Genomic DNA, 26,196 nt, shown 5'->3' on the forward strand with positions numbered 1-26,196 from the left:
CCCCGACCGGACCCACACCCAGAGGCGCGGGGCACTCGTCCTGCTGGCGCAACGAGTGTTCCGCGCCTCTTCCCCTTTTCTAAAGGCCCTGGGCCTTTATCTTTCCGCCGATGCGCGTAGGCATCCAGCTCCCCGAGGTCGAGCGTGAAGTCCGCTGGCCCGAGTATCTCGCCATGGCCAAGGCCGCGGAGGAGGTCGGGTTCGACTCGATCTGGGTCGGCGACCATCTGCTGTACGACGGTCCGGAGCGGGCGCCGTGGGAGGTCTGGACGATGATGAGCGCGCTCGCCGCGGTCACGCAGCGGGTCACGATCGGGCCGCTGGTCGCGTGCGCGGCGTTCCACCCGCCGGGGCTGATCGCCAAGATGGCCGCGACGATCGACGAGATCAGCGGCGGGCGCTTCACGCTCGCGCTCGGCGCGGGCTGGAACCGGCGCGAGTTCGACGCCTTCGACATCCCGTACGACAAGCGCGTCTCGCGCTTCGAGGAGGCGTTCACGATCATCCGCCACCTGGTCGCGGGTGAGCGCGTGACGTTCGACGGCACGTTCCACAAGGCCGACGACGTCGTGCTGCTGCCCACGCCGCACCGCCCGGTGCCGCTGATGCTCGGCTCCAACGGCCCGCGCATGCACGCGATCGCCGCCGAGCACTGCACGAGCTGGAACACGTGGTGGGAGGACTACGGGAACACGCCGGAGGGTTTCGCGGAGCTGCAGGCGCAGTTCGCGCCGCATCTGGAGCGGAGCGCCTGCATGTTGGTGCAGCTCGACGGTCAGCCCGAGGAGCGCAAGCCCACGGTGCCGGCGGTCCCGGAGGCGCGCTTCGCGGCGCACCTGCGGGAGCTGGGCGAGGCCGGCGCCGACGAGGTGATCGTCGTCGCCAGCCCCATCACCGAGCGTTCGATCCGAACGCTCGGCGAGGCACTGCCGGGCCGCTAGGCGACGGGCTCGGCGACCTTCTCTTCCTCGGCGGGCTTGGCCTTCTTGGCCGGCTTCTCCGCGCCGATGAGCTTCTGCGCCTGACGCTCCGGCGTGATCACGACGACGTCCCAGGCCAGGCCGAGCTTCTTCATCAGGCCGATGACCATCTGCGACGGGTCGATCTCGTACCACTTGAGGCCGTGCGCGGCGGAGCGCGGGAAGGCGTGGTGGTTGTGGTGCCAGGACTCGCCGAAGGACGGGATGGCGAGCCAGAAGACGTTGGTGGAGTGATCCTCGACGTCGAAGCGGCGCTTGCCGAAGAAGTGGCAGACCGAGTTGACCGACCACGTGACGTGGTGCTGGAGGAAGATGCGCACGAAGCCGCCCCAGATGAGGCCGGTGAGCGCGCCCATCAGGCTCCAGCTCAGCAGGCCGCCGAGCACGGCCGGGATGGCCAGCGAGGCGCCGACGATCAGCGGGAACTTGCGGTTGAGGATGCGCATGCCGCGATCCTCGACCAGGTCCTTGGCGTACTTGCGGGCGCGGGCCTGGCCGTGCGTGCGCCAGAGCCAGGCGGTGTGGGCGTGCCAGAGGCCCTTCAACGTGCCCATGGCGCTGCCGTCCTCACCGACGTGCGGGGAGTGCGGGTCGCCCTCGGTGTCGGTGTGGGCATGGTGCTTGCGGTGGTCGGCGACCCAGTCGATGACCGGGCCCTGCACGGACAGCATCCCCATGTACGCGAAGGCGTACCGGGTGAAGGCGTGCGTCTGGAACGCCCGGTGCGTGAGCATCCGGTGGAACCCGACGGTCACGCCAAGTCCACTGACGAGGTACATGAGTACAAAGACGGCGACGTCGGACCAACCGAGCCAGTCCCCTCCCCAGAGGAGCGCGACTGCAACGGCGGTGACGGCGAACGGGATGAAGACTGCGGCCATGTTCACACGGCGCTCGAGAGCGGTCATGACATGAAGGCTACGAATAGCGGGGATCGGTTTCTTCCCCGCAGCCCACGGATAAAGCCGTCAGAATTTGTAGCTAAGCCTCAAAAGGACGCTCGAAGAGGGTGCTTAGCACGATCTGCGTCTGTGTCCTAGTGACACCCGGGTGGTCCCGGATGCGCTCGAGCGTCTCCTCCAGGTGCGCCGTGTCGCGCGCCCGCACGTGGACGACCGCGCTCGCCTCGCCCGCCACCGTGTAGGCCGCCTCGACCTCCGGGTGGCGCTCCACGGCCTCGCGCACCTCGGCCGCCGGCATCCGCCCCTCGCAGAACAGCGACACGATCGCGTGCGTGGTCCAGCCGAACCGGCCGGGGTCCACGCGGGCGGTGTAGCCGCGCACCACTCCCTCGGCCTCGAGCTTGTCGACGCGCCGCTTGACCGCGGGCGCGGACAGCGACACCCGCAGCCCGATGCTCTGGAAGGACCGCCGCGCGTCCTGCCGGAGAAGCGCAACGATCTGCCGGTCCACGTCGTCCATTCGGCGGTAGCTTGCCACATCTACGCAACGGATCGGCATTGAGTGCGCGCCTCAACCGGCGGATCATGAAGCCATGTCGACTCAGCCGATCGTCGCCCCGAGCAAGACCGAGGACTTCATGCCGCTCCACGGCATCGACCACGTGGAGTTCTTTGTAGGCAACGCGCTGCAGGCGGCGGCGTTCTGGGTCCGCAGCCTCGGGTTCAAGGAGGTCGCGTACGCGGGGCTGGAGACCGGCACCCGTGATCGCGCCTCCCACGTGCTCGAGCAGGGCCGGATCCGGATCGTGCTGACGGGTGCGCTCGTGCCGGGCCACGAGATCGGCGAGCACGTCGCGCGCCACGGCGACGGCGTGAAGGTGATCGCGCTCGGCGTGCCGGACGTCGACCACGCCTACCGCGAGGCCACGGCCCGCGGCGCCCGCGGCCTCGAGGAGCCCCGCGACGTCAGCGACGACCACGGCACCGTCCGCCGCGCGAGCATCGCCACCTACGGCGACACGATCCACACCTTCATCGACCGCAAGGGCTACAAGGGCGCCTTCCTGCCCGGCTACGCGGAGCGCGCGGTCGACACCGGCGACGCCGGCCTGCTCGCGATCGACCACATCGTCGGCAACGTCGAGCTCGGCCACATGGACGAGTGGGTCAAGTACTACGAGGACGTCTTCGGCATGCGGGAGATGCTCCACTTCTCCGACGAGGACATCTCGACGGAGTACTCCGCGTTGATGTCGAAGGTCGTCACGAACGGCAACGGCCGCGTGAAGTTCCCGCTCAACGAGCCCGCCGAGGGCAAGCGCAAGTCGCAGATCGACGAGTACCTGGAGTACTACGGCGGCGCGGGCGCGCAGCACATCGCGGTCGCCACGCGCGACATCGTCGGCACGGTCGAGCAGCTCAAGGCGCGCGGGATCGAGTTCCTCAACACGCCTGACACCTACTACGAGGAGGCGCCGGACCGCGTGGGCGAGATCGCCGAGGACTTCGAGGACCTCAAGCGCCTCGGCATCCTCGTCGACCGCGACGACGAGGGCTACCTGCTGCAAATCTTCACGAAGCCGATCGGCGACCGCCCGACCGTCTTCCTCGAGGTGATCGAGCGCCACGGCGCGCGCGGGTTCGGCGACGGCAACTTCAAGGCGCTGTTCGAGGCCATCGAGCGCGAGCAGGCGCTGCGCGGCAACCTGTAGGGCATGCTCGCCCTGCTCGATCAGCTCCCCGGTGACGTCGTCTACTCGCCGTACGGGCTGCAGCGAGCGCTGAGCGTGGTGCGTGAGGGCGCGACGGGTGAGACCCGGCGTGCCCTGGACGCGTTCACGCTGCCGCCCGAGGTGCCGGGCGTGCTCTCCGCGCAGGCGGCGTGGCTCGCGCCGGGCTACGCGGCGGGCCCGAAGCTCACGCTCGACGTCGGCCCGCTGGACCTGGACACGATCAACGCCTGGTCGGACGAGAAGACGCACGGGATGGTCCCGCGCATCCTCGAGGAGCTCGGTGAGGACGAGATCGCCGCGATCACCGACGCCGAGTACCTGAAGGCGAAGTGGCGGCAGCCGTTCCAGAGCACCGAGCGCAAGCCGTTCGAGGGCGCCGGCGACGTCGACATGATGTCCGTCGAAGGGCGCTTCGAGCACGCCGAGGACGCGATCCGGCTCGAGTACGCCGAGCACGACCTGCGCTTCGTGGCGATGCTCGGCGAGTGGCACGAGGTCGCGTGGCAGCGGGGGCCGGGCACGGTCGAGCTGCCGCGCTTCACCACCGAGAGTTCGCTCGACCTCGACAAGGTGCTCGGCCTGCACATGCCCGTCGGGCACGACCTGGACGAGCTGATCGTCGGGCCCGGCAAGAAGGGCTTCAGCCGGATCATCCAACGGGCTCGCGTGGACGTCGACGAGGAGGGCACGACCGCCGCCGCGACGACCGCCGTGACCATGCGCGCCGTCTCGATGCCGATGAACCCGTTCCATCTGAGCTTCGACCGGCCCTTCACGTGGGCCATCGAGCACGCGCCGACCGCGACCGTGCTGTTCGCGGGGCGCGTGGTGAAACCGACCTCGAGGAGAGACTGATGCGCTACGCGTCCCTGGGCCGCATCCCCGCCAAGCGGCACGTGCAGTTCCGCGACGAGCAGACCGAGAACCTGCTGGTCGAGGAGGTCATGGGCTTCGAGGGCTTCTCGGGCAACGAGTCGATCCTCTACCACCTGTTCTCGCCCTGCCGGGTGAAGGAGGTGGGCGCGTTCACGCCGATCGTGCTCGAGGAGTGGGTGCCGGACACGCACGTGCACCGGCTCACGCACTCGATGGCGATGGGGCCTTCCGGGGACTCCGTCCTCGGAAGGCGCGTCCTCCAGTACAACGGCGACGTCGAGATCGGGATCTGCGTGCCCGAGCGCGAGGCCGACTACTTCTACCGCGACGGCGAGGGCGACGAGGTCATCTTCGTCCACGAGGGCTCGGGCGTCGTGGAGACGATCTTCGGGACGCTCGCGTACCGCCAGCACGACTACATCGTGCTCCCGCGCGGCACGACCTACCGCTTCCGCTTCGACGAGCCCCAGCGCTGGCTGACGTTCTACACGCCCGGCGAGATCGAGACGCCGAACCGCTACCGCAACCGCTACGGCCAGCTGCTCGAGCACGCGCCGTTCTCCCAGCGCGACTTCCATCCGCCGACCGAGCTCGTCACGCACCGCGACCGCGGCGAGCACCACGTCAAGCTCCGCGTGCGCGGCGGCTACCAGGACTACGAGCTCGACTACCACCCGCTCGACGTGATCGGCTGGGACGGCTACGTGTACCCGTACACGTTCAACATCCACGACTTCGAGCCCAAGGCCGGCCGCCTGCACCAGCCGCCGCCCGCGCACCAGACTTTCCAGGGCCCGAACTTCGTGATCTGCTCGTTCTGCCCGCGGATGCTCGACTGGGACCCGATGGCCGTGGCGCTGCCCTACCACCACTCCAACGTGCAGAGCGAAGAGGTCATGTACTACGTGGACGGCGACTACGCCGCGCGCAAGGGCGTGGAGATCGGCTCGTTCACGCTGCATCCCTCGGGGCTGCCGCACGGCCCGCAGCCGGGCACGGTCGAGAAGTCGCTGGGCATCAAGGAGACGTCGGAGCTCGCCGTGATGTGCGATACGTTCCGGCCCTTGAAGCTGACGACCCTGGCGCGCGAGCTCGACGACCCGAGCTACGCCTACTCCTGGTACGAGGACCCCGTTGGCGCGTAGCTTCCGCTGGCAGGACGGTGAGCGGCTGATCGTCTTCGGCGAAGGCGCGGCCGCGCACGCCGTCGCGACGCTCGGCGGGCCGGGCTACACGCTGCTGACGACCGAGCGGGCCAAGGAAGCCGCCCCCGGGGTGGTGACGGCCGCGGGCGAGGTCCACACCGTCCCGTCCGGGCACGTGGACGACCTGGCCGCCTCGCTGCTGGACGCGGTGAGCGGCGACCGGATCGTCGCGCTCGGCGGCGGACGGGTGGTGGACGTGGCGAAGGCGATCGTCGCTGCCCAGGACGCCGGCGCCGGCGGCGCGGCCCACGGCGCGAGCGGCGCCTTCCCGGGCGCGGGAGCGGCCGCTGCCCACCGGGCCTTCGCCGGCCCGCTGCGCGCGATGGCCATCCCCACCACCCTGTCGGGGGCGGAGATGACGCGCATCCACCGGCATGCGGCGGGCGTCGCCGAGTCCACGCCGCGCGTGCGGCCGGCCGTCGTGATCATCGACCCGGCGCTCGCGGCGTCGCAGCCGGTCGCCGAGCTCGCCGCGAGCTCGCTGAACGCGCTCGGGCACGCGGTCGAGGCGCCGAGCGTGATCAACGCCAACCCCGTCGCGACGCTCGCCGCGCACGAGGCCGCGCGGCTACTGGCCGCCGGCTGGCAGGCCGACGAGCCCGACCGCGAGGCGCTCGCGCTCGGCTCGCTGCTCGCTGGATACGCGCTGGACAACACGGCGCTCGCGCTCCACCACGTGCTCGCGCAGACGCTCGTACGCGTCGCAGGGCTCGCCCACGGGCCGGCCAACGCGGCGGTCCTGCCGGTGACGATCGGCGCGCTCGCGAAGCGCACGCCGGACGCGATCGCGGCGCTCAACGCCGCCGTCGGCGAGGACCTCGTCCAGGTGGCGTTGCGGGTCCGCGAGCGGACCGGGGCCGGCGGCCTGCGCGACCTCGGCGTCGAGCCCGCCGTGCTGGCCGCGTGCGCCGACGCCGCGGCCACCCGCCCGCAGCTGAAGCTCACGCCCCCACCGGCCGACCGCGTCGAAATTCTCGGTCTTTACGAGAACGCGCTCTAACTCACACCGGAAAGTGGGGTTTAGTTTTCCCCGGAGAGGTCGATGATCAGAGCAACATGCACGTACTCGGGGAACCACACGCCTGGGCCTGGCCGCCCGTCGGAGAGGTCGACGAGCCGGCCCGCACGCCCCTGTGGCTGATCCGCACGCTGGCCGCCGCGCTGGCGTCCGAGGACCAGACGAGCCTCGAGCATCAGCAGCACGTCGCGCGCCAGATCGCGCGCACCGCGGAGGAGCTCGAGCGCTCCCTCGCCGACGCCCGTTAGCCTCCGCGCATGGACATCACCGGGCGCGTCGCACTCGTGACCGGCGCCTCCGTCGGCTCCGGCCGTGCGATCGCACAGCGCCTGCTCGACGCGGGCGCGGACGTCGTCGCCGCGGACATCGGGCCTGACCCCGGCCTCGGGCGCTTCGTGGCGCTCGACGTCACCCACGACGCCGCGCTGATCGTCGCCATGGACGAGCTGCGGCCGACGATCCTCGTCAACAACGCCGGCGGCGGCGGGCACCTGCCGCCGCACTTCCCGGAGGCGACGGTCGACGCGTGGAGCGCGATGCTCGCCCTCAACCTGCGCGCGCCGATGCTCGCCACCCAGCACATGCGCTCCGGCGTCGTGATCAACATCGCCTCCTCCGCGGGCGTGGAGGACGGCCCGCACCCGTCACCCGAGTACAGCGCCGCCAAGGCGGGGCTGATCCGCTTCACCACCGCGCTGCGGATGCCGGGCGTGCGCGTGAATTGCGTCGTCCCGGGCTGGCTGCTCACGGACCGTGCGCGTGAGGAGCTCGCGGCCATGACGCCGGAGGAGCGAGCGGCGGCCCCGGAGCCGATCCCGCTGGAGCGCCTGACGGAGGCCGTCGTGGCGCTGATCGTCGATGACGCCCGCTCGGGCGCCGTCTTCGAGCTCCTCTAGGTGAGGAGGATGGCCATGGTGTTGGCCACGAAGAGCACGGCGAAGATGATCGTCCAGCGATCGAGGTTCTTCTCCATCAGCGAGCCACCGGAGGTGCCGCCCGCGACGCCGACGCCGAACGCGCCCGACATGCCCGCGTCCTTGCCCGAGTGCAGGAGCACCAGGAAGATGACGCCGACGGCGAAGAAGACCTGAATGACGCTGAGAACCGTGTTGACCATGATCGGCTGCCTAGGGTAGCGGCTCGATTTGGTCGAGCCGCTTCAAAATGTCGACGGCCTCGGCTCGGAGCGTGCGGTCCAGCGCTTTCCAGTCCGTTTCGCTCAGCTTGCCCGTCCGATAGTCCAGCTCGGCGTCGCGGATCTCGCGGTACTTCGCCTCGCGCAGCGCGTCGAGCTCGGCGCGCTCGGCCTCCAGGCGCTCGTCGGCGAAACGGGCCTTGCCGCGCAGCGGGCCGGTGACCGCGAGCACGGCGCCACCGACGACGGCGAGGATCAGCAGGAACTCCATGGCTACGCCGGGACGCTCTCGGTCTCGGGCTCGCGGACTTCCTTGCCGACGCGCGCGGCGTACTTGGCGCTCGCGATCTTCGTCAGCCCACGCTTGGCCGGCCAGCCGGCGAGGATGCCGCCGAGCACGGCGATCAGCGAGCCGATCCAGATCCAGGTGACGAGCGGGTTGACCTCGAGCCGGAAGCGGGCGGGCGGCGGATTGTCGGCGTAGGCGTCGGTCAGGCCCTGCAGGGCGACCGCGAGGAACTCGTTCGCCTGGTCGTCACTCAGCTCGTCGGCCGCGTTGCCGAAGACCTTGTCGCCCTCCTCGATCTGCGGGCGCAGCTTGGCGATGTCCGGCGCGACGGCGGCCCAGGTGTCCTTGCCCAGCGACGCGTCGAGCGCGACCTCCGTCGTCGCCTCGCCGTCGAAGAAGCGGCTGACGGGCCCGAGCGACGTGTCCTGGGACGGGAAGTAGTCCTTGGACGTGTGCATGATCTTGCCGTTCACGCGCAGCTCGGCGCCGAAGACGATCCGCTCCAGGCGGCCGTTGGGCGCCGCGACCAGCTCGCTCGTCGGCTTGACGTAGGTGAACTCCTTGCCGCCCACGGTCGCGCTCTGGCCCGGGTTGAGCGCCACGTCGCGCACGTCCTTGAACGACGAGGACGCGGCCACGCCGACGAAGATCACGACGATGCCGACGTGCACGACGTAGCCGCCGTAGCGACGGCGGTTGCGCTTGATCAGCTGCGCGAGCGCGACGGGCACCGACTCCTTCGCCACCGCACGGCGCGCGCGGGTGCCGCGCCAGAACTCCTGCATCACGGTGCCGACCACGAACGCACCGAACGTGAACATGATCAGCGCGGTCACGGACTCGGTCACGCCGAGCGCGAGCAGCACCACGAGCACGACGACGCCGAGCAGCGCCGGCCCGCCGAGGTTGCGCTTGAGGTTCGCGGCGGTCGCGCGGCGCCAGGCGATCACCGGGCCGATCGCGGCCAGGAGCACGAGGATCAGCGCCAGCGGCACGATGAAGCGCTCGTAGACCGGCGGCCCGATGTTGCGCTGGCGGCCGGTGAAGGCCTCCGCGATCAGCGGGAAGAACGTGCCCCAGAAGACGACGAAGCAGAGCGCGACGAGCACGAAGTTGTTGAGCAGGAAGATCGCCTCGCGCGAGAGCAGCGAATCCAGGCGGTGCTCGGACTTCAGCGCGTCCTGGCGGCTCGCGACGAGGAAGATCGACCCCGCGATCATCACGGCCAGCAGGATCAGGAACGGCAGGCCGAGCGTGGAGGCGCCGAACGCGTGGATCGAGTTGAGCACGCCGCTGCGCACGAGGAACGTGCCGAGGATCGCGAGCACGCCCGTGCCGAGCACCAGCGAGACGTTCCAGGTGCGCAGCATCCCGCGCCGCTCCTGGATCATCACGCTGTGCAGGAACGCGGTGGCCGTGAGCCACGGCATCAGCGACGCGTTCTCGACCGGGTCCCACATCCAGTAGCCGCCCCAGTCGAGCTCGTGGTAGCTCCAGCGGGCGCCGAGCACGATGCCGAAGCCGAGCGCGCACCAGGCGGCGAGCGTGAACGGGCGGGTGGAGCGGATCCACTCCGCGTCCAGCCGCCGCGTGATCAGCGCCGCGATCGCGAACGCGAACGGCACCGCGAACAGCGTGTAGCCGCTGTAGAGCATCGGCGGGTGGATCATCATCCCCGGGTCGCGCAGCAGCGGGTTCAGGCCCGCGCCCTCGGCGACGATCCGCTCCGCCCGCGTGAACGGCGACTCGCCGAACAGCATCACGCCCGCGAAGAACGCGGCGAAGCCGAGCAGCACGGCGGTCGCGTACGGGGCGAGCGCGCGCAGCTTGTGGCGCGTGATGAAGAGGATGATGCTCGACCACAGGCCCAGCGAGAACAGCCACAGCAGCAGCGAGCCCTCCTGCGAGGACCACATCGCCGTCAGGCGGTAGAAGAGCGGCGTGGTGGTCGAGGAGTGCGACGCGACGACCGCGTACTCGAAGTCCGAGCGCACGAACGCCGCCTCGAGCAGCACGAACGCCACCGCGGTCGCGCCGGCCATCGCGTAGGCGGCGCGGCGGCCGGACGCGACGAAGTCACGTCGCTGCGCCCGCGCGCCGTAGAGCGAGGCCGCGATCCCGTACAGGGCGGCCGCGAACGCGACGATCAGGCAGGCATGCCCTGCGTTGATCACGTCAGGAGTCGGTCTTGTCCGCCGTGAACTTCGACGGGCACTTCGTGATCAGGGTGCCGACCTGGCCCACATAGACGTCGCCCTGCTTGACGACGTCGATGACGATCTCGCGGTCGGCCCGGAACGGATCCGGCAGGCGCCCGGCGTAGGTGACGGGCACGGAGACCGTGCCGTCGCGATCGCGGACGCGGAAGTACGTCGTCTCGCCCTTGGTCTCGTAGCCCTTGACCACTTTCCCGACCAGCTGGTACTTCGCGCCGGGAGTCGGCGTGGCGTTGACCAGCTCGGACGGCTGGCGGGCCTCGGTCGAGGCGGAGAAGCTCGTCAGCGCCAGGGCGCCGGCCAGCAGAACGGCCGCGCTCAGGGCCACGACGAAGCGAATGGTGCGCTTCCGTGACGGATCCACAGGAGCAGTATGCCGCGCCCGTGACGCGAACGGCGCTAACGACTCTCAACACCGGAAGCTGAAACCTCTGGGCAGACCTGCCGTTAACAGGGCTCAAGGGATGCAGATCACCAGTTCATTGACCACAGCTCGTCGTCGCTCTCGCAAGCGCGGCAAGAACGCCACCACCCCCGGCCGGGAGCGCAACAAGCGCGCCAACGCCAGCCAGGACGCCGCCACCTACAGCTGCTCGTGCGGCTACATCTTCAAGGCCGCCGTGACGACGAACGTCGGCTGCCCGCACTGCGGCACCGACCAAGCCTGGTAGGCGCTCAAGCGGGGTACTCGAGGCGCCGATGAGCGCCTCGATGCCACCTTTCGCGCCTGAGCCGCAGTCGCAGTACCTCCACGGCACGCCGTACTCGAGTTGGCGCCGCCGCGTCGCCGCCTACCTGGTCGACTTCGTCGTGCTGCTCGTGGTGTACGTCGCGCTGCTCGCCGCCGCCTGGGTGGTGACCTACGTCGTGACCGACGACGACGGGACGGCCGAGACCTGGTCCGTAGTCGCCCTGTGGGCGCTGATCCCGATCGTCACGCTCCCCTACTACGCGCTCACGATGCGCCGGCGCGGCGCACACAACGGCCAGACGTGGGGCAAGCAGGCGCTGAAGATCCGCGTCGTGCGGCAGACCGGCGAGCCGGTGACCGCCGGGTTCGCGCTCCTACGCGAGATGCTGGTCAAGAACCTGCTGATGGGCCTGTGCGGGATCGTGCAGCTGATCGACTTCGCGTGGCCGATCTGGGACGACCACCGGCAGTCCTGGCACGACAAGATCGTCAGCACGTTCGTTGTGCGAGCCTGAGGCGCGTGGCCACCGCCGACCTGACCGTGATCGCGCTCGGACGCGCCGACGTGAGCGCTTCCGTCTACATCGCCGCGATCCAGCGCCGGCTCGCGGAGCAGAACCGCGTGAAGTACGTCATGCACGCGATGGGCACGTCGCTGGAGGGGTCGACGGCGGACATCCTCGCGCTGGTCGGCGAGCTGCACGCCGTGCCGTTCGAGCAGGGCATCCCGCGGGTCTACACCGTGCTCAAGCTCGACGAGCGGCGCGACCGGCCGGACCAGACGCTGGCCGACAAGGTCGCCTCGGTCGAGCGGCGGCTGTCGGCGTCGTGACGGCGCCGGTCTTCGACCCGCCGCCGCGGGCCACGCTCCCACCGTTCGCGAGCTTCGGCGCCCGTGCGCTCGCCGGGATCGTCGACGCGCTTGTCATCGTCGTGCCCGTCAGCGTCGCGCTGCTCGTCCTTTCGGCCGTTCTTGGCGACGACGTCTGGAGCGTCGGGGTCGTCCCGTTGGCGCTCGTCGCCGCCGCGCTGTACTACCCGCGCACGATGGGCCGGACCGGCTCGCTGGAGGGGCAGACCTGGGGCAAGCAGATCGCCCGCATCCGCGTCCTGCGCGTCGACGGGCAGCCCGTGACCGCCGGCACCGCGGTCCTGCGCGACGTCTTCGGCAAGTGGCTCATCTTCACCGTCCTCGCCGTGATCGCGATCTTCATCCCGACGCTCGTGAACTTCGTGCTGCCGCTGTTCGACAAGCACAAGCAGGCCCTGCACGACAAGATGGCTGCCACGGTTGTCGTTCGCGCCGACCTCGCGTAAAGTTCTTCTCTGTGATGCACCGCCTTCACATCTTCGCCACGACCCGCTGAACGGGTTTCAGGCCGACGCGCCTGGAGCCCGCTCCCCGTCGTGTCCTTTTCTTGCGAATTGATGTGGAGATCCTCCGTTGCCATCTCAGCTCACCCGTGCGCGGGTGCTTGCGCAGTACCGCGGCCACTGGCTGGTCGCTTCCGAAGCAGATGAGCCGCCGCAGCTCCTGACCGCCCGCGGGCGGTTGACCGAGACGCCGATCACCGGCGACTGGGTCGGCGTGGACGAGGGCGGCGCGATCGCGCACGTCTACAACCGCACCGGGACGATCATCCGGCGCGTCCCGGGCGAGCAGGGCAAGCCCGTCTCGGCGCAGATCCTCGCGGCGAACGTCGACCTGGCGCTCGTCACCGAGCCCCTGCCCGAGCCGAAGGCCCGACGGCTCGAGCGCTTCGCGGCGCTGGCGGCGGCCGGCGGCGTGCCGGTCGCGCTCGCGCTCACCAAGACCGACCTCGTCGACGACGGCTACTTGACCGCCGCGCAGCTCGCGCGCCGAATGGGCGTCGCGGACGCGTTCGACGTGAGCGCGGTGACCGGCGAGGGCATCGACGCCGTGCGGTCGCTGCTCACGCCCGGGACGACCGCCGTCCTGCTCGGCGCCTCCGGCACGGGCAAGTCCACGCTCGTGAACGCGCTCCTCGGCGAGGACCGGATGAAGACGGGCGAGGTCCGCGCGTCCGACCGCCGTGGGCGCCACACCACGGTCACCCGCGAGCTGCTCACGCTCCCCGGCGGCGCGCAGCTGATCGACACGCCGGGCATCCGCGTGGCGGGCCTGTGGGACGGCACCGGCGAGTCCTTCGCCGACGTCGACACCCTCGCGGAGCACTGCCGCTTCGTGGACTGCGAGCACCGCACCGAGCCGGGCTGCGCCGTCCGCGACGCGATCGACCCGGAACGGCTGGCCGCCTGGCGCAAGCTCCAGCGCGAGCTCGCGTGGGTCGAGGACCGCCGCGCGGCCCAGCGCCAACGCGACGAGTGGCACAAGCAGATCACGCGCCACATGCGCGCCAACCCCAAGCGCTGAAACACGCAAGCGCCCCGCTTCGGCGGGGCGCAAAGCGGCGGACGGGACTCGAACCCGCCACCTACGGCTTGGGAAGCCGTCGCTCTACCAGATGAGCTACCGCCGCGTGGATTCGCAAGCCTAGCGCAGGGCGCGGGTACCCTGGGGCCGGTGCGTATGCGCGTCTTCTGGCCGGTGACTCTCGCGGCCGCTCTGCTGGTCGGCCTGCTCGCTTATGGCGTGTTCTCCAAGGGTGGGGACACGACGCTCGACGAGGCGGTCGCCAAGGGTGAGCGGCCGATGGCCCCCGTGGCCTCGCTGCCCGTGCTCGGCGCGGACGGCAGCTCCTCCCTCGCCGACTACAAGGGCAAGGTCGTCGTGCTCAACGTGTGGGCTTCGTGGTGCGACCCATGTCGCGAGGAGATGCCGCTGCTGCAGAAGACGCACGAGAAGATCTCATCTCAGGGTGGGATGGTGCTCGGCGTGGACACGCAGGACGCGTCGACGAAGGCGCTCGAGTTCCTGAAGGAGGTCAAGGCCTCGTTCCCGAGCGTGCGTGACCGGGACCGCGAGTACGGGCGCGAGTTCGGCGTCAACGGCTATCCGGAGACGTTCATCATCGACCGCAAGGGCCGGATCGCGGCGATGCAGCGCTTCCCCGTCGACCAGGCCTGGCTGGACAAGCACCTCCCGAAGCTGCTAGCAGAGACAGCGTGAAGTCCTTCCTCCTCGTCCTCCTGGCGGCGCTGGCGCTCGCGGCGCCCGCGCAAGCCCAGCAAGCCTCGCTCCCCGACATCGAGGACGAGGTCATGTGCGTCGAGTGCGGCACCGTGCTGAGCGTCTCGAACTCGCCCGTGGCGATGCAGGAGCGCCAGTTCATCCGCGACCAGATCGAGCTGGGCAAGAGCAAGGCCGAGATCAAGGCCGCGCTCGTGGACGAGTACGGCGAGGAGGTGCTCGCCGACCCGGGCACCGGCGGCTTCAACGCGACGCTGTGGCTCGTGCCGATCCTCGTCGCGCTGCTCGCGCTGGGCGGGATCGTGTTCGCGGTCCGCAAGTGGCGCGGCCGCACGCCCGCGACGGAGCCCGAGCTGCCGCCGCCGCTGAGTGACGAGGACGCCCGCCGCCTGGACGCGGAGCTGAGCCGATGACCGGCGGCGTCGACACCACGATCATCGCCGCGTTCGCGGTCGGCTTCATCTCCTTCATCTCGCCCTGCGTGCTGCCGCTGGTGCCGGGCTACCTGAGCGCCGTGTCCGGCTACAGCCTCGCGGACATGAAGTCCGGCGACCGCGGCCTGGCGAAGATCCTGCTGCCCGCGATCGTCTTCTGCCTGAGCTTCACGGCGGTGTTCGTCGCGCTCGGGATGACCGCGACCGGCCTCGGCTCCACGCTGCAGGACTCGCGCGGCACGCTGGACAAGATCGCGGGCGCGATCATCATCGCGCTCGGCGTCTTCTTCCTGCTCACGCCGTTCATCCCGCGCCTGAACAAGGAATGGCGCCCGGACGCGCTGATCAGCCGCGCGGGCTCCGGCGGCCCGCTGATCGCCGGCGCCGCGTTCGCGGTGGCGTGGACGCCCTGTGTCGGCCCGACGCTCGGCACGATCCTGAGCGCCGCCGCCACGCAGGACACGGTCGGCAAGGGCGGCATCCTGCTCGCGTTCTACTCCGCGGGCCTCGCGGTGCCGTTCCTGCTCACCGCGATCGCGTTCACGCGCATGACCACCGCGTTCGCCTTCCTGCGCAAGCACTACCTCGTGATCACCGCGCTCTCCGGCCTGATCCTGATCACGATGGGCGTGATGCTCTACACCGGCGAGCTCGCGAACCTGAACATCAAGGCCCAGGAATGGTTGGACGACCTGGGCCTGAACTTCTTCAAGTCCGTTTGACCTTCACGGTCTGACTCATCGTGGTCGGGTGGATGAGGCACGTGAGCTTGTACGTGCCGGGCACGGTCGGCGTGAACGAGTACCGCCCGCGCGTGTTCCCGAGGTAGCTGGAGGAGAAGCCGCGCGGGCCGTTGGCCACGGTGACGCTGTGCGGCTCGTAGCCCGTGAACTCCCAGGTGAGCTTCTGCCCCACCCGCGCCGTGAGCCGCGGCTTCGCGAAGAACTGGTCGCCGACCTCGAGCCGCCGGCCGTCGAACGCGCGCCAGCGCCCACGCGGCGCCAGCAGCTGCGGTACGAGGCGGTCGAACACGTACGGCGCCGCGGTGTCGTAGACCGGCGGGACCGTCACCTCGCGCAGGTCGGTCGGCATCGGGCCGCACGGCGTGACGGTGTCGTCGCGGACCAGGTGCAGCGCCCAGAAGCCCATCGCGGCCACGTGGAGCTGCGCGTTCGAGTGCACCGCCTCGCGCTCGAGCGTCTCCCCCGCCGTGACCGGGATGCCCTGCAGCGTGCGGAACGTGCCGTTCGCGATCGGTCCCGGCTCGTGCAGGATCGGGCGGATCGTGTTGTAGGGATGGTCGTCGGCGCCGTAGTACGCCTTCGCGTCGAGCAGCGTCCGGCCGCAGGTGACGCTGCGCAGCGTCTGGTTGAGCGCCCCGCCGTGATGGTGGGAGCCGCCGCCGAGGATGCGTCCGTTGAACGGCACCGTCCACGTCGAGCGGTCGCTGAAGGTCGAGCCCGGCGCGCCGCCGCCCGGCACGTCGTAGGCCATGCCGTTCATCAGATGCGCGCAGTTGCCGACGGTGATCGGGTACAGCGGCTCGCGCGGCTCGGTCGTATACCAGACCTTCGTGCGCACGAAGAAGCGCTTGGACCGCTGGTAGTGGTTCATCACCATCGTCTGCAGCGTCCAGCGCGGCGCGCTGCCGTCGTGCATGACGTTCTGGATGCCGTAGCGCGCCCGCTGCTCCGGCGGCCACGCCGCGTCGAAGCGCCCGTTCGGGTGCTCCTCCCCGCGCCCGGCGATGAAGCCGCCGCCCAGGCAGCCGCCCGGCCCCGGGTCGACCCGTCCGCCCGCGTAGTAGAGGAAGTGGTGGACCATCATCTTGTCCACCGGCAGCGGCTTCGCGTCCGGGCGCTTGGAGTCCACGAGCGCCATCTCCTGGAAGCCGAGGATGGACCCGGGCTGCGCCGGCGCGGCCTTGCCGTCCGGCTTGAGCTCGACCGTCTCGGTCCGGTGGACGTACGGCAGCGAGTCGATCGGCGGCGAGTAGAGCGTCAGGAGCTGCTCACCCGCGCTGGCGGGCGCTGCGCACAGCAGCAGGCCCAGCAGCGCCGCGAGCAGCGGTCTCATCGCGCGCTGATGGCCTCGCGCAACGCGACGAAGTCCGCGTCGCTGACCGTGACGGACAGCAGCTGGTCCTGGGTGCCGGCGTAGATGACGACATCGTCGCCATCCCGGTAGCCGCCGACGACATGCCCCGCCTGGGGGCGCGTGGCGCGACCCTCCTCGGCGAGGATCGTGAACGTCTCGATCGCGGCCCGCAGGTTCGCGGCCGGGATGAAGACGCACTGCGGCCCGTTGCAGAGCACGAGGCCGCGGTTGTCCGCGTGGATGTACGGCGTGGGCAGTTTCGCGTTGACGGTGATCATGGCCTACATGGACTCGGGAGCGGACACACCGAGCAGCGTAAGCGCTCCGGCAAGTGTGCGTCGCGTTGCCACGCTCAGCGCGATCCGGAACGCGCGCAGCTCGGCATCGGATTCCTTGAGCACGGGCGAGTCGCGCCAGAAGGCCGAGAAGGCCTGGGCGAGCTCGAGCGCGTAGGTCGCGATCCGGTGCGGGGCGCGCCGGTCGGTCGCCTCGCGCACCTCGCCCGGAAACGCGAGCACGCGCCGGACGAGCTCGCGGTCGGCGTCGTTGAGCCCGGCCGCCGTGGCCTCGCTCGCGAGCGCCGCTTCGACCTCGCCCGCCTCCAGGTTGCGCATGATCGAAGACAGCCGCGCGTGCGCGTACTGCACGTAGTAGACGGGGTTCTCCGGGTCCTGCTTGGAGGCCAGCTCGAGGTCCAGGTCGATCGTCGAGTCGTGCGAGCGGCTGAGCATGAACCAGCGCGTCGCGTCGACGCCGATGCGCTCGATCAGCTCGGTGAGCGTGACGAAGTCGCCGGCGCGCTTGGACATCTTCGCCCGGTCGCCGCCCTCGACGATGTGCACGAACTGCAGGATCGGCACCTCGACGCGCTCGGGGTCCTCCCCCAGCGAGCTCGCGATCGCCTTCAGGCGCGCGATGTAGCCGTGGTGGTCGGCGCCGAGCACGTAGATCGCCTTGTCGAAGCCGCGGCGGAACTTGTCCTCCTGGTAGGCGACGTCGGCCGCGAAGTACGTCGGCGCGCCCGTGGAGCGCTTGAGCACGCGGTCCTTGTCGTCGCCGAACTCCGTCGTGCGCAGCCACAGCGCGCCGTCGGACTCGTACAGGTGGCCCTGCTCGCGCAGCCGGTCGAACGCGATGTCGATCGGTGACGGGCTGCCCTCGTGCAGTGAGCCCTCGAGGAAGTACGTGTCGAAGTCCACCCGGTACGCGTGCAGCGTCGTCCGGATGCCCTCCATGATCAGGCTCGAGGCCTCGGCGCCGAGTTCCTCGTCGGAGCGCTCGGCGGCGTTCGGGATCTGCTCGGCGAGCGCCTTGACGTAGTCGCCCTTGTAGCCGTCCTCGGGCACGTCCTCGCCGCGGGCGAGGGCGCCGACGGAGGCGCCCAGCCGGTCGATCTGGCCGCCCGCGTTGTTGAAGTAGTACTCGCGAGCGACGGCGTGGCCGGACAGCTCGAGCATGCGGGCGAGCGCGTCGCCGTACGCGGCGTGGCGCGCGCTCGCGGCGGTCATCGGGCCGGTCGGGTTCGCGCTGACGTACTCGACGTTGACGTTGAGCTTGACCTCGGGCTCGCCGTGACCCCAGCCGTCGCCGGCCTGCAGGACCCCGCGCGTGGCGTCGACGTACCAGGCGTCCGCGAGGAAGACGTTCAGGAACCCCGGGCCGGCGACCTCCACGCGCTCGACGCTGGCCCCCAGGCGCTCGCTGAGCTTCACGCCGAGGCGCTCGGCGACCTCCCGCGGCGAGGCGCCCAGCGCGGGCGCCAGCAGCATCGCGGCGTTGGTCGAGTAGTCGCCGAAACCGGCCTTCTTGGGGCGCTCGAGGCTTAGCCGGCCCTTGGGCGTCGGCTCGCCGTCGCGCAGGTCGCCGGCGGCCGCCTCGACGGCCGCCCGCAGGTCGTCGATGGGATGCACGCGTATGACGTTAGAGGAGGCGGAACACGCCGGCTGGGGGCAGCTGGTCGTAGTCCGGATCGCACATGCCGACGGGCGCGATCCGCACGGTCGCGGGGCGCCGCGCCGGGACCCACCGGCCGGCGACGACTCGGCGGCCGTCGACCGTCACCCGCAGGCGGCACGGGCGTCCGTAGCTCGCGCCGTCGTCCCACGTCGCTCTCAGCCGCCCGGGCCGCAGATGCAGGACCGGCCCGGCGCTCGCCACCCGCTCGCAGCCGGCCGGAATCCGCGGCACCGTTCCCTCGTCGGCCCATACCCGGTCGCGCCCCGCGCCGCAGCGGATCACGGCGCCGGCCTCGACGCTGAAGTAGTCGTCGCCGGCGCGGCCGATCAGCGTGTCCTCCCCCTGGCCGATGAGCTTGTCGTCGCCGGCGCCGCCGTCGATCCGGTCCTTCCCGAAGCGGCCTTCGAGGCGGTTGCCCTGCGCGTCGCCGATGAGGACGTCGTCCCCGGACCCGCCGATCGCGCGCTCCAGGCTCTCGAAGACGTCCCCGTCAGGCCCGCGCCCGCGGGCGAGGTCGATCCGCAGGTCGTCCGTGCGGTCGAAGTAGTTGGCGGTGTCCGAACCGGCCCCGCCGGAGACGACGTCCGGGACCGGCTCGCGCCCGTCGTGGCCGAGCAGGAAGCGGTCATCGCCTCGCCCGCCGCTCATCCGGTCGCGCCCTGGACCGCCGTCGAGCCGGTCGTGCCCCGGGCTCCCTACGAGCGTGTCGTCGCCGTCCCCGCCGACGAGGCGCGTCGCGGTCGTCGTCTCGAGGCGGTCGTTGCCCGGGCCGCCGTAGACGCTGCCGAGCAGGTCGCTGTGGTTGACCACGGTGTCGTCGCCGTCGCCGGTGTCCACGAAGAGGTCCTGCGACCCCGGGCAGCGCACGGCCGTCGGACTCTCCGGCACGCATTCCCCCGTCGGGGCGCCGGCCGTGTCGGTGATCCGGACGTCCTTGCCGGCGGGCTCGATCGTGACCTGGTTGCGCTCGCCGGGCGCGGCGGTGAAGGCGTACGCTCCGCCGAACTTCGGATCCCAGGAGCTGGTGATCGTGCCGGCCTGAGCGGGCGCGGCGAGGCCGAGGAACGCAGCGAGGACGAGCGCGGCCCGCGTCATCGCACCAGCCGGAAGCTCTGGCCGTGCATCGGCTCGCCGGATACGTCTCTGCAGCCGCGCGCGAGCGTGAACCGCAGCGTCGCGGGGTGGCGGACCCGCGTGGGGCGTCCGGCGGTGATCGGCGTGCCGCCGAGGGTGATCCGCAGCCGACACCCGTGCGGGTACCGGCGCGCGTCCCAGCGCGGCGTGACGGTGCCGCCCGTCAAGCGCAGCACGGGACCTCCCCCGCGCGCGCGTTCGCAGTCGGCGTGCAGGCGCACGACGCCCCCGATGGCGTTCACGCGGTCCAGGCCCGAGCCGCAGCGGACCTCGTGCGCGCCGACCAGCTCGAGGCGATCGTCTCCGGCGCCGCCGCGCACGTCGTCGCGCCCGCTGTCCTCCTCGAGGTAGTCGTCGCCGCCGCGGCCCTCGATTCGGTCGTCGCCGCCGGCCCCGTCGAGGTTGTTCGCCGCGTCGTCGCCGATCAGCACGTCGTCGGCCCTCCCGCCGGTGGCGTGCTCGATGCTCGTCAGCGTGTCGCCCTCTGGGCCGAGGTCACGCGCGAGCTCGATCCGCACAGGGGTGGCACGTTGGGTGTAGGTGGCCGTGTCCTGGCCGCCGCCGCCGTCGATCAGGTCCGCGACCGGCGCGGCGCCTTCGCCGTCGGCGAGCAACCCGTCGTTGCTCGGGCCGCCGTACAGCGCGTCCTGTCCCGGCCCGCCGTCGAGCAGGTTGTTCCCGGGCCCGCCGATCAGCGTGTCGTCGCCCTCGCCGCCGTTCATGCGTCCCCCGTCGCTCTCCAGCCGGTCGTTCCCGTGCCCGCCGGAGACTTCTCCGATCCGGCCGCCACGGTCGATCGCGGTGTCGTCACCGTCGCTGAGGTCGACGACGAGCCGGTACGCCTCCGGGCAGAGGCCTTCCGGGCACGCGCCGGTGACCGGCGCGCCCGCGTCGACGAGGCGAAACCCCTCGCCGACGGGCTCGACCGTGACCTGGTTGACCTCGCCGGGCGCGGCCGTGAACACGTACGTGCGCACCTCGACGCCGTGGTCCAGGTGCGTGCGGACCTCGACCGTGCCGGCCTGCGCAGGCGCGACGAGCAGCAGGAGGAAGAGGACGGTGAGCCGCTTCATGGCAGCAGCCGGAACGCCGTGGCGGTGTAGCCGTTCCCGAACGCGCCGCGGCAGCGCCGGGTGGGCACCAGGCGGACGGACGCGTCGCCACGCGCGCGCAGGCTCGCGCCGGTGAAGCGGCGCAGGACGGTCGTGCTGCGGTCTACGGTGGCGCGGATCCGGCAGGGTCGACCGTACTCGCCCGACCGCCAGCGCAGGATGAGCCGCGAGGGGGTGATGCGGAGGCTCGGGCCGGGGCCGACCAGCGTCTCGCAGTCGCGCCGGACGCGCGGCAGCCCGCGCTCGAGGTCGACGTCGACCTTGTCCTCACCTGCGCCGCAGCGCGCGTAGGCGCTGCCGCTGATGCTCAGCTGGAGGTAGTCGTCGCCGGGGCCGGCGTCAAGGCGGTCGTCGTCCGTGGTGGCCAGCGCGTCGTCGCCCGGGCCACCGACGGCGGTGTCGTCGCCGCGGTCTCCGTCGAGCAGGTCCGCGCCGTCGCGTCCGACGAGCCGATCGTTCCCGGCGCCGCCGTCGAGCTGGTTGGCGGCGCCGTCCCCGAGCAGGACATCCGGACCGTCCGTGCCGTTGACGTGCTCGATCCCGGGCAGCCGGTCGCCGTCGGGGCCGACGTCACGCGCGAGGTCCACGCGCACGCCGCGACGGCCGCCGAAGCGCAGGCGGTCGTCGGCGCCGTCACCGCCGTCGAGGAGATCCGTTTCGTGGTCGTCGTCGGTCAGGTCGTCCCCGCCGGCGCCGCCGAGCACCTGGTCACGGCCGGGGCCGCCGTCCAGGTCGTCGTCCTCCGGGGACCCCTCGAGCCGGTCGTCGCCCGCGCCACCGTCCAGGTAAGCGCTCGCCAGGGCGACGAGCCGATCGTTGCCCTCGCCGCCGACCACGCTCGCGCTGAACGCGGTACGCACGACCACGACGTCATCGCCGTCGCCCGTGTCGATCTGGACACCGATGTCGGCGGCCGAGCAGAGGACCGTGTTCGGCCCCTCCGGGGTGCAGCCGACGGGCGGCGCGGCAAGGTCCGTGAACCGTACCTGCCCCGTCGGCAGGCGTTCGACGGTGATGTCGTTGCGCTCGCCCGGCGCGGCCTTGAACTCCCACCACCCCATGCCCTGGTCGTAGCGGTTGCTGGGGTCCGGCGGCCGGATCTGCAGCGTCAGGGTTCCCGCCTGCGCCGGGGCAGCGAGGACGAGGGCGACGCTAGTGGTGATAAGGCTCGTTGGCCAGGATCTTGTGTGCACGGTAGAGCTGCTCCAGCAGAACAACGCGCGCCAGCATGTGAGGAAGCGTCATTGGTCCGAAAGACAGCTTGTGGTGTGCCCGCGGGAGTTCGATTCCGAACGCCCCGCCGATCACGAAGCACACGTCCAGGCCGCCCTGGCGGCGTTCCTCGACCCACTCGCTGAAGGCCTCGGAGGAGGCGGTCCGGCCGCGGCTGTCGAGCAGGCAGACGAAGGCGCGTTCGGGGATCCGCCGGAGCAGGGCCTCGTCGTCGGCGACCTCGATCACGTCCACGCGGGCGTACCGGGTGAGCAGCTTCGCGTAGTGGTCGAGGTCGTCGGCGAACGGGGTGCCCTTGGCTTTGCCGACCGCGACCACGGAGTAGTGCACGGTGTGGGATGCTAGGCCGGATGGCCTCAGACGACCGCGAACGGCACTTCAACCTGCACACCACGCCGGAGGTGATGGCGGGGGTGTACGCGAACTTCGCGACCGTCTCGCACTCCGACTACGAGTTCACGCTCACGTTCTCACGCGTGGACCACGAGGTGGAGGCCGACGAGGTGCCGGGTGTCGTCGTCTCGCGCGTGTCGCTGTCGGCGCGGGCGATGCAGGAGCTGATCGCGGCGATGGAGGACAACTTCTCCAAGTGGCAGACGCGGGAGGGCATCAAGCGCCTCCCGGAGACCCGTCCGGACTTCCGGAACGGCGAGTAGCTCCCAGCGCCTGGCCGATCCGCTCCATCGTCGTGGGGTGGGTCCCCATGAGCAGCTGCTGCCAGCCGGGCGGGTCGGGATCGCCGACGTTCTGCAGCGTGATCCGGCGTTCGAAGCCCACCATCGCGTCGGGCTCGTCCGTCATCCGCAGCGCGAAGTCGTCGGCGCGACGCTCGATCGCGCGTGAGAGCTGGTTGGAGATCAGCGTCAGCGCGGGCGTGGCGAGGGCCAGCGACAGGACGGCGGCGGGTACGGCCGTGGTGCCCGGCTGCGTGAGGCGCTCCGTCGCGCGCGCCACGACCAGCATCCCCAGCGGCGCGACCAGCGCCACGAACAGCAGCCCGCCCGGCACGTCGTTGAACTTGACGTGGCCGAGCTCGTGCGCGACGACGAGCCGCGTCTCGGCGGGCGTGAAGTCCTCCAGCAGCGTGTCGTAGAGCACGACCCGCTTCGTGTGGCCGAGCCCGGTGACGTAGGCGTTGGCGGCGGTCGTGCGGCGCGAGGCGTCGACCTCGTAGACCTCGCCCACTTCGACGCCGGCCTTGCGGGCGAGCTCGAGCACGTCGTCGCGCGCCGCGCCGGCCGGGAGCGGCGTGAACCGGTTGAACACCGGGTCCAGGAGGACCGGGCCCAGGTAGGAGAAGAGCACGGCGAAGCCGGCGACCGCGGCCGCGCCGGGCGCCCACCAGTCGCGGCCGAAGCGCCGCATCCCGACCACGAGCAGCGCGCCGCCGCCCGCGGCGAGCCCCGCGCCGATCGCCGTCGACTTCGCGGTGTCCGCCGCCCAGCCGCCCCAGGACTGCGTGACCAGCCCGACGTGCTTGGCGCGCTCCCGCGAGGCGGCGCGCAGCGGGAGCGCGGCGGCCGTGGTCGCGAGCGTGATCGCGGCGGCGGCCGCGGCGCCCGTCAACACCGGGCGACGACCGGCCCGAGGCGCGTAGCGGACGGCGAGGATCAGGATGCCGAGCTCGACGACCGTTCGCCCGCCGTAGAGCCACAGCTGCCCGGTGCGAAACTGCACGGCGCGGTCCAATTCGGCGTCGCTGAAGTAGGCTCGCACGTCCGCCTCGACAACCGGGTATCGCTCCTTCGGCCGCAGCAGGAGCACCGCAGCCTCCGCGACGACGATTGCGGCGACCACGGCAACGGGAAGGCGGAGCCTCTGCGGCACCGAATAGACGCTACGCCATGCAGGTCGCCATCTGTTCCGACATCCACGGGAATCGCCACGGCTTCGAAGCCGTGATCGCCGCTGCGCATGAAGCCGGCGTCGACGAGATGTGGTGCCTCGGCGACCTCGTGGGCTACGGCGCCGAGCCGGACGCCTGCGTCGCGCTCGCCGACGAGCACTGCTCGATCGTCCTCGCCGGCAACCACGACCTCGCCGTGACCGGCGCGCTCTCGCTCGAGGACTTCTCGCGCGGCGCGGCGCTCGCGGCCCGCTGGACGCGCGAGACGATCAAGCCGGAGACGATGGAGTGGCTGAGCGAGCTCTCCCCCGAGGGCACCGGCCAGGGCATCGGGCTGTTCCACGCCTCACCGCGCGATCCGGTCTGGGAGTACGTGCTCTCGAACCTGACGGCCGAGATGTGCTTCGACTCGACGGACTTCCGCGTCTCGTTCATCGGCCATTCGCACGTGGCGCTCTCTTTCACCCGGGTCGAGGGTGAGCCGGCCGCGGGCACGACGCGCCGGGAGGGGACGGAACTGGACCTGTCCGAGAGCGAGTGGCTGATCAACCCGGGTTCGGCCGGCCAGCCGCGTGACGGCGACCCGCGCGCCGCCTGGCTACTGCTGGATACGGACGCCAAGACCGCCGTCTTCCACCGCACCGAGTACGACATCGCGGGCGCGCAGGCCGCGATCCGGGCGGCGCGGCTCCCGGACTCCCTTGCCGAGCGACTGCAATACGGGCAGTAACCTCGATACGTCGATGAGACGCGCCTTGCCCCTCGTCCTCGCCGCCGCCTTCGTGGCGGGCTGCGGACAGTCCAACCCGGAGCTCATCCCGCAGTCCAACGCGTCCGCGATGGTCGAGGCCGCCGACGCGATCGAGACCGCCTGCGCCGCGGAGGACCGCTCGACGGTCCGGCGCCAGATCCGGCTCATCGAGCGCGAGATCGACGGGCTGCCGAGCGCGACCGACGACGCGCTGAAGGAGAACCTGACGGCGTGGGTCAAGCAGATCGAGGGCCGCGTGCAGGACGACTGCCGCGCGGAGTCGACCCCGACGCCGACGCCGACCGAGACGGCGACCGAGGAGCCGACGGAGACGCCCACCGAGACGCCGACGGAAGCGCCCACGGAGGAGCCGACGGAGACGCCCACCGAGGCCCCGACGGAAGCTCCGACCGAGGCGCCGACGGAAACCCCGGCGCCGACCGAGCCGCCCGTCGAGCCGACCACGACGCCCGGCGCCGAGGAGGTGCCGTAGTGGCGACGGAGCAGCTCTTCGCGGATCGCTACCGGCTGGAGCGCCGGCTCGGCGTGGGCGGCATGGCCACGGTCCAGCTCGCGTTCGACACGCGGCTGGAGCGGCTGGTGGCCGTCAAGCTGCTGGCCGAGCACCTGGCCGAGGACTCCGCGTTCATCACGCGCTTCCGTCGCGAGGCGTTGGCGGCCGCCAAGCTCGTGCACCCGAACATCGTCCAGGTCTTCGACTTCGGCACGGACACGCACAGCCAGCGCCAGTTCATCGTGATGGAGTTCGTGGACGGCAACTCGTGCGCCGAGCTGCTGCGCGACCGCGGGCCGATGGCGCCGCGCGACGCCGTCGAGATCCTCACCCAGGCCTGCCGCGGGCTGGACTACGCGCACCGCAACGGCGTCGTGCACCGTGACATCAAGCCCGGCAACCTGATGGTCAACAACGAGGGCGTCGTCAAGCTCGCGGACTTCGGGATCGCCAAGGCCGCCGAGCAGTCGGACATCACCAAGGTCGGTTCGGTGCTGGGCACGGCGGCCTATCTGTCGCCCGAGCAGGCGCGCGGTGAGCCGGCCGGCCCCGCTTCCGATCTCTACGCGCTCGGCGTCGTCTCCTACCAGCTGATCGCGGGTCGCCTGCCGTACGAGGCCGCCTCGTTGACGGATCTGGCTCGCCTACAGGAAGCGGGCGCGCCGCCGCGCCTCGATCTCGAGGTGCGCGACGTCCCGCCGACGCTCGCCGCCGCGATCGCCCGGGCGCTGGACCGCGACCCCGCGCGCCGCTACGCCGACGCCGCCGAGATGGAGGACGCGCTCCACGACGGCCTCGCGGGGATCGGCGACACGGGCTCCCTGGATTCGACGCGCGCGCTCCCGCCCACGGAGGACGCGACGCGGATGCTCGAGCGGACCCAGGCCGGCCCGCCGCCCGCGCGGCGCCGGCTGCAGCCGGTCGACGAGCCGCCGCGCCGCCCCGCGCCCAAGCGCCGCGCG

33 protein-coding genes and 1 tRNA gene are annotated in these 26,196 nt (G+C 71.3%); 19 read left to right on the plus strand and 15 right to left on the minus strand.

What is annotated here, in order from left to right; all coding sequences use genetic code 11:
• Nucleotides 1-110 precede the first annotated feature (110 nt).
• The gene (locus OJ997_RS25805) at nt 111-941 is read left to right on the plus strand and encodes an LLM class flavin-dependent oxidoreductase (RefSeq protein ID WP_270028171.1); all 831 of its coding nucleotides are present in this window, start codon (nt 111-113) and stop codon (nt 939-941) included.
• Here the strand turns inward: OJ997_RS25805 and OJ997_RS25810 are convergent.
• Both OJ997_RS25810 and OJ997_RS25815 read right to left on the minus strand, forming a co-directional pair.
• Nucleotides 938-1,888, minus strand: a complete 951-nt coding sequence (locus OJ997_RS25810) for an acyl-CoA desaturase (protein WP_270028172.1) — start codon at nt 1,886-1,888, stop codon at nt 938-940. The genes OJ997_RS25805 and OJ997_RS25810 overlap by 4 nt on opposite strands.
• A gap of 73 nt (nt 1,889-1,961) precedes the next feature.
• Complete coding sequence (locus OJ997_RS25815) at nt 1,962-2,402, minus strand: Lrp/AsnC family transcriptional regulator (protein ID WP_270028173.1); 441 nt, start codon at nt 2,400-2,402, stop codon at nt 1,962-1,964.
• A 73-nt stretch (nt 2,403-2,475) separates the two neighbouring features.
• Here OJ997_RS25815 and hppD point away from each other — a divergent pair, with 73 nt between their 5' ends.
• Genes hppD through OJ997_RS25845 form a run of 6 tightly spaced genes read left to right on the plus strand, consistent with a single transcriptional unit; the run spans nt 2,476 to nt 7,610 of the window.
• The gene (gene hppD / locus OJ997_RS25820) at nt 2,476-3,594 is read left to right on the plus strand and encodes a 4-hydroxyphenylpyruvate dioxygenase (RefSeq protein WP_270028174.1); all 1,119 of its coding nucleotides are present in this window, start codon (nt 2,476-2,478) and stop codon (nt 3,592-3,594) included.
• Between the two features lie 3 nt (nt 3,595-3,597).
• Entirely contained in the window at nt 3,598-4,470 is an 873-nt protein-coding gene (locus tag OJ997_RS25825) for a serpin family protein (RefSeq protein WP_270028175.1), read from the plus strand.
• Nucleotides 4,470-5,636: a homogentisate 1,2-dioxygenase gene (locus OJ997_RS25830; RefSeq protein WP_270028176.1), complete on the plus strand. Its 1,167-nt coding sequence runs from the start codon at nt 4,470-4,472 to the stop codon at nt 5,634-5,636. The genes OJ997_RS25825 and OJ997_RS25830 overlap by 1 nt, the downstream gene beginning before the upstream one ends.
• Nucleotides 5,626-6,696 carry an iron-containing alcohol dehydrogenase gene (locus tag OJ997_RS25835; RefSeq protein WP_270028177.1) on the plus strand — a complete coding sequence of 357 codons (1,071 nt, stop codon included), beginning with the start codon at nt 5,626-5,628 and terminating at the stop codon, nt 6,694-6,696. The genes OJ997_RS25830 and OJ997_RS25835 overlap by 11 nt, the downstream gene beginning before the upstream one ends.
• Nucleotides 6,697-6,752: 56 nt before the next feature.
• A complete protein-coding gene (locus OJ997_RS25840; RefSeq protein ID WP_270028178.1) occupies nt 6,753-6,962 on the plus strand; it encodes a hypothetical protein in 210 nt (69 codons plus the stop codon).
• Between the two features lie 9 nt (nt 6,963-6,971).
• Nucleotides 6,972-7,610: an SDR family NAD(P)-dependent oxidoreductase gene (locus OJ997_RS25845; protein WP_270028179.1), complete on the plus strand. Its 639-nt coding sequence runs from the start codon at nt 6,972-6,974 to the stop codon at nt 7,608-7,610.
• Here the strand turns inward: OJ997_RS25845 and secG are convergent.
• Genes secG through OJ997_RS25865 form a run of 4 tightly spaced genes read right to left on the minus strand, consistent with a single transcriptional unit; the run spans nt 7,607 to nt 10,682 of the window.
• Nucleotides 7,607-7,831, minus strand: a complete 225-nt coding sequence (gene secG / locus OJ997_RS25850; protein ID WP_270028180.1) for a preprotein translocase subunit SecG — start codon at nt 7,829-7,831, stop codon at nt 7,607-7,609. The two genes, OJ997_RS25845 and secG, sit on opposite strands and share 4 nt — an antisense overlap.
• Before the next feature lie 10 nt (nt 7,832-7,841).
• Nucleotides 7,842-8,120: a hypothetical protein gene (locus tag OJ997_RS25855; protein ID WP_270028181.1), complete on the minus strand. Its 279-nt coding sequence runs from the start codon at nt 8,118-8,120 to the stop codon at nt 7,842-7,844.
• A gap of 2 nt (nt 8,121-8,122) precedes the next feature.
• Nucleotides 8,123-10,312, minus strand: coding sequence for a heme lyase CcmF/NrfE family subunit (locus OJ997_RS25860; protein WP_270028182.1), 2,190 nt, complete (start codon nt 10,310-10,312; stop codon nt 8,123-8,125).
• 1 nt (nt 10,313) lies between these two features.
• Nucleotides 10,314-10,682, minus strand: a complete 369-nt coding sequence (locus tag OJ997_RS25865) for a cytochrome c maturation protein CcmE domain-containing protein (RefSeq protein ID WP_443732126.1) — start codon at nt 10,680-10,682, stop codon at nt 10,314-10,316.
• A 154-nt stretch (nt 10,683-10,836) separates the two neighbouring features.
• Here OJ997_RS25865 and OJ997_RS25870 point away from each other — a divergent pair, with 154 nt between their 5' ends.
• The 5 genes from OJ997_RS25870 to rsgA all read left to right on the plus strand — a co-directional run bounded on the left by OJ997_RS25870 (nt 10,837) and on the right by rsgA (nt 13,440).
• Nucleotides 10,837-11,025: a hypothetical protein gene (locus OJ997_RS25870; RefSeq protein ID WP_270028184.1), complete on the plus strand. Its 189-nt coding sequence runs from the start codon at nt 10,837-10,839 to the stop codon at nt 11,023-11,025.
• A 40-nt stretch (nt 11,026-11,065) separates the two neighbouring features.
• The gene (locus OJ997_RS25875; RefSeq protein WP_270028185.1) at nt 11,066-11,560 is read left to right on the plus strand and encodes an RDD family protein; all 495 of its coding nucleotides are present in this window, start codon (nt 11,066-11,068) and stop codon (nt 11,558-11,560) included.
• A gap of 5 nt (nt 11,561-11,565) precedes the next feature.
• Entirely contained in the window at nt 11,566-11,877 is a 312-nt protein-coding gene (locus tag OJ997_RS25880; protein WP_270028186.1) for an MTH1187 family thiamine-binding protein, read from the plus strand.
• On the plus strand, nt 11,874-12,362 hold the full coding sequence (locus OJ997_RS25885; RefSeq protein WP_270028187.1) for an RDD family protein: 489 nt from the start codon (nt 11,874-11,876) through the stop codon (nt 12,360-12,362). Before OJ997_RS25880 ends, OJ997_RS25885 begins: the two co-directional genes overlap by 4 nt.
• A gap of 127 nt (nt 12,363-12,489) precedes the next feature.
• Nucleotides 12,490-13,440, plus strand: coding sequence for a ribosome small subunit-dependent GTPase A (gene rsgA / locus OJ997_RS25890; protein WP_270028188.1), 951 nt, complete (start codon nt 12,490-12,492; stop codon nt 13,438-13,440).
• 33 nt (nt 13,441-13,473) lie between these two features.
• On the opposite strand, the gene OJ997_RS25895 is transcribed toward rsgA, so the two are convergent.
• Nucleotides 13,474-13,546 (minus strand) — tRNA-Gly (locus OJ997_RS25895).
• Between the two features lie 50 nt (nt 13,547-13,596).
• Here OJ997_RS25895 and OJ997_RS25900 point away from each other — a divergent pair.
• From OJ997_RS25900 to OJ997_RS25910, 3 genes are read left to right on the plus strand one after another with little or no spacing between them, the layout of a single operon-like run.
• Nucleotides 13,597-14,136, plus strand: a complete 540-nt coding sequence (locus OJ997_RS25900) for a TlpA family protein disulfide reductase (RefSeq protein WP_270028189.1) — start codon at nt 13,597-13,599, stop codon at nt 14,134-14,136.
• Nucleotides 14,133-14,570: a cytochrome c-type biogenesis protein gene (locus OJ997_RS25905; protein WP_270028190.1), complete on the plus strand. Its 438-nt coding sequence runs from the start codon at nt 14,133-14,135 to the stop codon at nt 14,568-14,570. Before OJ997_RS25900 ends, OJ997_RS25905 begins: the two co-directional genes overlap by 4 nt.
• Nucleotides 14,567-15,313, plus strand: a complete 747-nt coding sequence (locus OJ997_RS25910; RefSeq protein WP_270028191.1) for a cytochrome c biogenesis CcdA family protein — start codon at nt 14,567-14,569, stop codon at nt 15,311-15,313. Before OJ997_RS25905 ends, OJ997_RS25910 begins: the two co-directional genes overlap by 4 nt.
• Here the strand turns inward: OJ997_RS25910 and OJ997_RS25915 are convergent.
• The 7 genes from OJ997_RS25915 to OJ997_RS25945 all read right to left on the minus strand — a co-directional run bounded on the left by OJ997_RS25915 (nt 15,300) and on the right by OJ997_RS25945 (nt 22,453).
• On the minus strand, nt 15,300-16,667 hold the full coding sequence (locus tag OJ997_RS25915) for a cupredoxin domain-containing protein (RefSeq protein WP_270028192.1): 1,368 nt from the start codon (nt 16,665-16,667) through the stop codon (nt 15,300-15,302). The two genes, OJ997_RS25910 and OJ997_RS25915, sit on opposite strands and share 14 nt — an antisense overlap.
• On the minus strand, nt 16,664-16,966 hold the full coding sequence (locus tag OJ997_RS25920) for a hypothetical protein (RefSeq protein WP_270028193.1): 303 nt from the start codon (nt 16,964-16,966) through the stop codon (nt 16,664-16,666). The genes OJ997_RS25915 and OJ997_RS25920 overlap by 4 nt, the downstream gene beginning before the upstream one ends.
• A 3-nt stretch (nt 16,967-16,969) precedes the next feature.
• On the minus strand, nt 16,970-18,598 hold the full coding sequence (argS, locus tag OJ997_RS25925) for an arginine--tRNA ligase (protein WP_270028194.1): 1,629 nt from the start codon (nt 18,596-18,598) through the stop codon (nt 16,970-16,972).
• Nucleotides 18,599-18,608: 10 nt separating this feature from the next.
• Nucleotides 18,609-19,739 carry a calcium-binding protein gene (locus OJ997_RS25930; protein ID WP_270028195.1) on the minus strand — a complete coding sequence of 377 codons (1,131 nt, stop codon included), beginning with the start codon at nt 19,737-19,739 and terminating at the stop codon, nt 18,609-18,611.
• Nucleotides 19,736-20,851 (minus strand): calcium-binding protein, encoded by a 1,116-nt coding sequence (locus OJ997_RS25935; protein ID WP_270028196.1) that lies wholly within the window; start codon nt 20,849-20,851, stop codon nt 19,736-19,738. Before OJ997_RS25935 ends, OJ997_RS25930 begins: the two co-directional genes overlap by 4 nt.
• Nucleotides 20,848-21,951 carry a calcium-binding protein gene (locus OJ997_RS25940; protein ID WP_270028197.1) on the minus strand — a complete coding sequence of 368 codons (1,104 nt, stop codon included), beginning with the start codon at nt 21,949-21,951 and terminating at the stop codon, nt 20,848-20,850. Before OJ997_RS25940 ends, OJ997_RS25935 begins: the two co-directional genes overlap by 4 nt.
• Before the next feature lie 91 nt (nt 21,952-22,042).
• Complete coding sequence (locus OJ997_RS25945) at nt 22,043-22,453, minus strand: 23S rRNA (pseudouridine(1915)-N(3))-methyltransferase RlmH (RefSeq protein WP_270028198.1); 411 nt, start codon at nt 22,451-22,453, stop codon at nt 22,043-22,045.
• Between the two features lie 20 nt (nt 22,454-22,473).
• On the opposite strand from OJ997_RS25945, the gene OJ997_RS25950 reads away from it, so the two are divergent.
• Nucleotides 22,474-22,779, plus strand: a complete 306-nt coding sequence (locus tag OJ997_RS25950) for a DUF3467 domain-containing protein (protein ID WP_270028199.1) — start codon at nt 22,474-22,476, stop codon at nt 22,777-22,779.
• On the opposite strand, the gene OJ997_RS25955 is transcribed toward OJ997_RS25950, so the two are convergent.
• Nucleotides 22,733-23,950, minus strand: coding sequence for a M48 family metalloprotease (locus OJ997_RS25955; protein WP_270028200.1), 1,218 nt, complete (start codon nt 23,948-23,950; stop codon nt 22,733-22,735). The two genes, OJ997_RS25950 and OJ997_RS25955, sit on opposite strands and share 47 nt — an antisense overlap.
• A gap of 17 nt (nt 23,951-23,967) precedes the next feature.
• On the opposite strand from OJ997_RS25955, the gene OJ997_RS25960 reads away from it, so the two are divergent.
• The 3 genes from OJ997_RS25960 to OJ997_RS25970 form a co-directional block, all read left to right on the plus strand.
• A complete protein-coding gene (locus tag OJ997_RS25960) occupies nt 23,968-24,699 on the plus strand; it encodes a metallophosphoesterase family protein (RefSeq protein ID WP_270028201.1) in 732 nt (243 codons plus the stop codon).
• A gap of 13 nt (nt 24,700-24,712) precedes the next feature.
• Complete coding sequence (locus OJ997_RS25965) at nt 24,713-25,213, plus strand: putative periplasmic lipoprotein (protein WP_270028202.1); 501 nt, start codon at nt 24,713-24,715, stop codon at nt 25,211-25,213.
• Nucleotides 25,213-26,196, plus strand: a 984-nt coding sequence (locus tag OJ997_RS25970) for a protein kinase domain-containing protein (protein WP_270028203.1), incomplete at its 3' end; no start/stop codon positions are given. The genes OJ997_RS25965 and OJ997_RS25970, both read left to right, overlap by 1 nt.

Source organism: Solirubrobacter phytolaccae, from assembly GCF_027587195.1.
Classification (GTDB): Bacteria; Actinomycetota; Thermoleophilia; order Solirubrobacterales; family Solirubrobacteraceae; genus Solirubrobacter; species Solirubrobacter phytolaccae.

Bases quoted from the DNA above. Each gene is read 5' to 3' on its own strand.
- OJ997_RS25915 (WP_270028192.1), bottom strand. From the start codon at position 16,667: ATGAGACCGCTGCTCGCGGCGCTGCTGGGCCTGCTGCTGTGCGCAGCG.
- OJ997_RS25830 (WP_270028176.1), top strand. From the start codon at position 4,470: ATGCGCTACGCGTCCCTGGGCCGCATCCCCGCCAAGCGGCACGTGCAG.
- hppD (WP_270028174.1), top strand. From the start codon at position 2,476: ATGTCGACTCAGCCGATCGTCGCCCCGAGCAAGACCGAGGACTTCATG.
- OJ997_RS25845 (WP_270028179.1), top strand. From the start codon at position 6,972: ATGGACATCACCGGGCGCGTCGCACTCGTGACCGGCGCCTCCGTCGGC.
- OJ997_RS25815 (WP_270028173.1), bottom strand. From the start codon at position 2,402: ATGGACGACGTGGACCGGCAGATCGTTGCGCTTCTCCGGCAGGACGCG.
- OJ997_RS25855 (WP_270028181.1), bottom strand. From the start codon at position 8,120: ATGGAGTTCCTGCTGATCCTCGCCGTCGTCGGTGGCGCCGTGCTCGCG.
- OJ997_RS25910 (WP_270028191.1), top strand. From the start codon at position 14,567: ATGACCGGCGGCGTCGACACCACGATCATCGCCGCGTTCGCGGTCGGC.
- OJ997_RS25920 (WP_270028193.1), bottom strand. From the start codon at position 16,966: ATGATCACCGTCAACGCGAAACTGCCCACGCCGTACATCCACGCGGAC.
- OJ997_RS25940 (WP_270028197.1), bottom strand. From the start codon at position 21,951: ATGGGGTGGTGGGAGTTCAAGGCCGCGCCGGGCGAGCGCAACGACATC.
- OJ997_RS25965 (WP_270028202.1), top strand. From the start codon at position 24,713: ATGAGACGCGCCTTGCCCCTCGTCCTCGCCGCCGCCTTCGTGGCGGGC.
- OJ997_RS25805 (WP_270028171.1), top strand. From the start codon at position 111: ATGCGCGTAGGCATCCAGCTCCCCGAGGTCGAGCGTGAAGTCCGCTGG.
- OJ997_RS25875 (WP_270028185.1), top strand. From the start codon at position 11,066: ATGCCACCTTTCGCGCCTGAGCCGCAGTCGCAGTACCTCCACGGCACG.
- OJ997_RS25950 (WP_270028199.1), top strand. From the start codon at position 22,474: ATGGCCTCAGACGACCGCGAACGGCACTTCAACCTGCACACCACGCCG.
- secG (WP_270028180.1), bottom strand. From the start codon at position 7,831: ATGGTCAACACGGTTCTCAGCGTCATTCAGGTCTTCTTCGCCGTCGGC.
- OJ997_RS25840 (WP_270028178.1), top strand. From the start codon at position 6,753: ATGCACGTACTCGGGGAACCACACGCCTGGGCCTGGCCGCCCGTCGGA.
- OJ997_RS25810 (WP_270028172.1), bottom strand. From the start codon at position 1,888: ATGACCGCTCTCGAGCGCCGTGTGAACATGGCCGCAGTCTTCATCCCG.
- OJ997_RS25935 (WP_270028196.1), bottom strand. From the start codon at position 20,851: ATGAAGCGGCTCACCGTCCTCTTCCTCCTGCTGCTCGTCGCGCCTGCG.
- OJ997_RS25930 (WP_270028195.1), bottom strand. From the start codon at position 19,739: ATGACGCGGGCCGCGCTCGTCCTCGCTGCGTTCCTCGGCCTCGCCGCG.
- OJ997_RS25900 (WP_270028189.1), top strand. From the start codon at position 13,597: ATGCGCGTCTTCTGGCCGGTGACTCTCGCGGCCGCTCTGCTGGTCGGC.
- OJ997_RS25960 (WP_270028201.1), top strand. From the start codon at position 23,968: ATGCAGGTCGCCATCTGTTCCGACATCCACGGGAATCGCCACGGCTTC.
- OJ997_RS25825 (WP_270028175.1), top strand. From the start codon at position 3,598: ATGCTCGCCCTGCTCGATCAGCTCCCCGGTGACGTCGTCTACTCGCCG.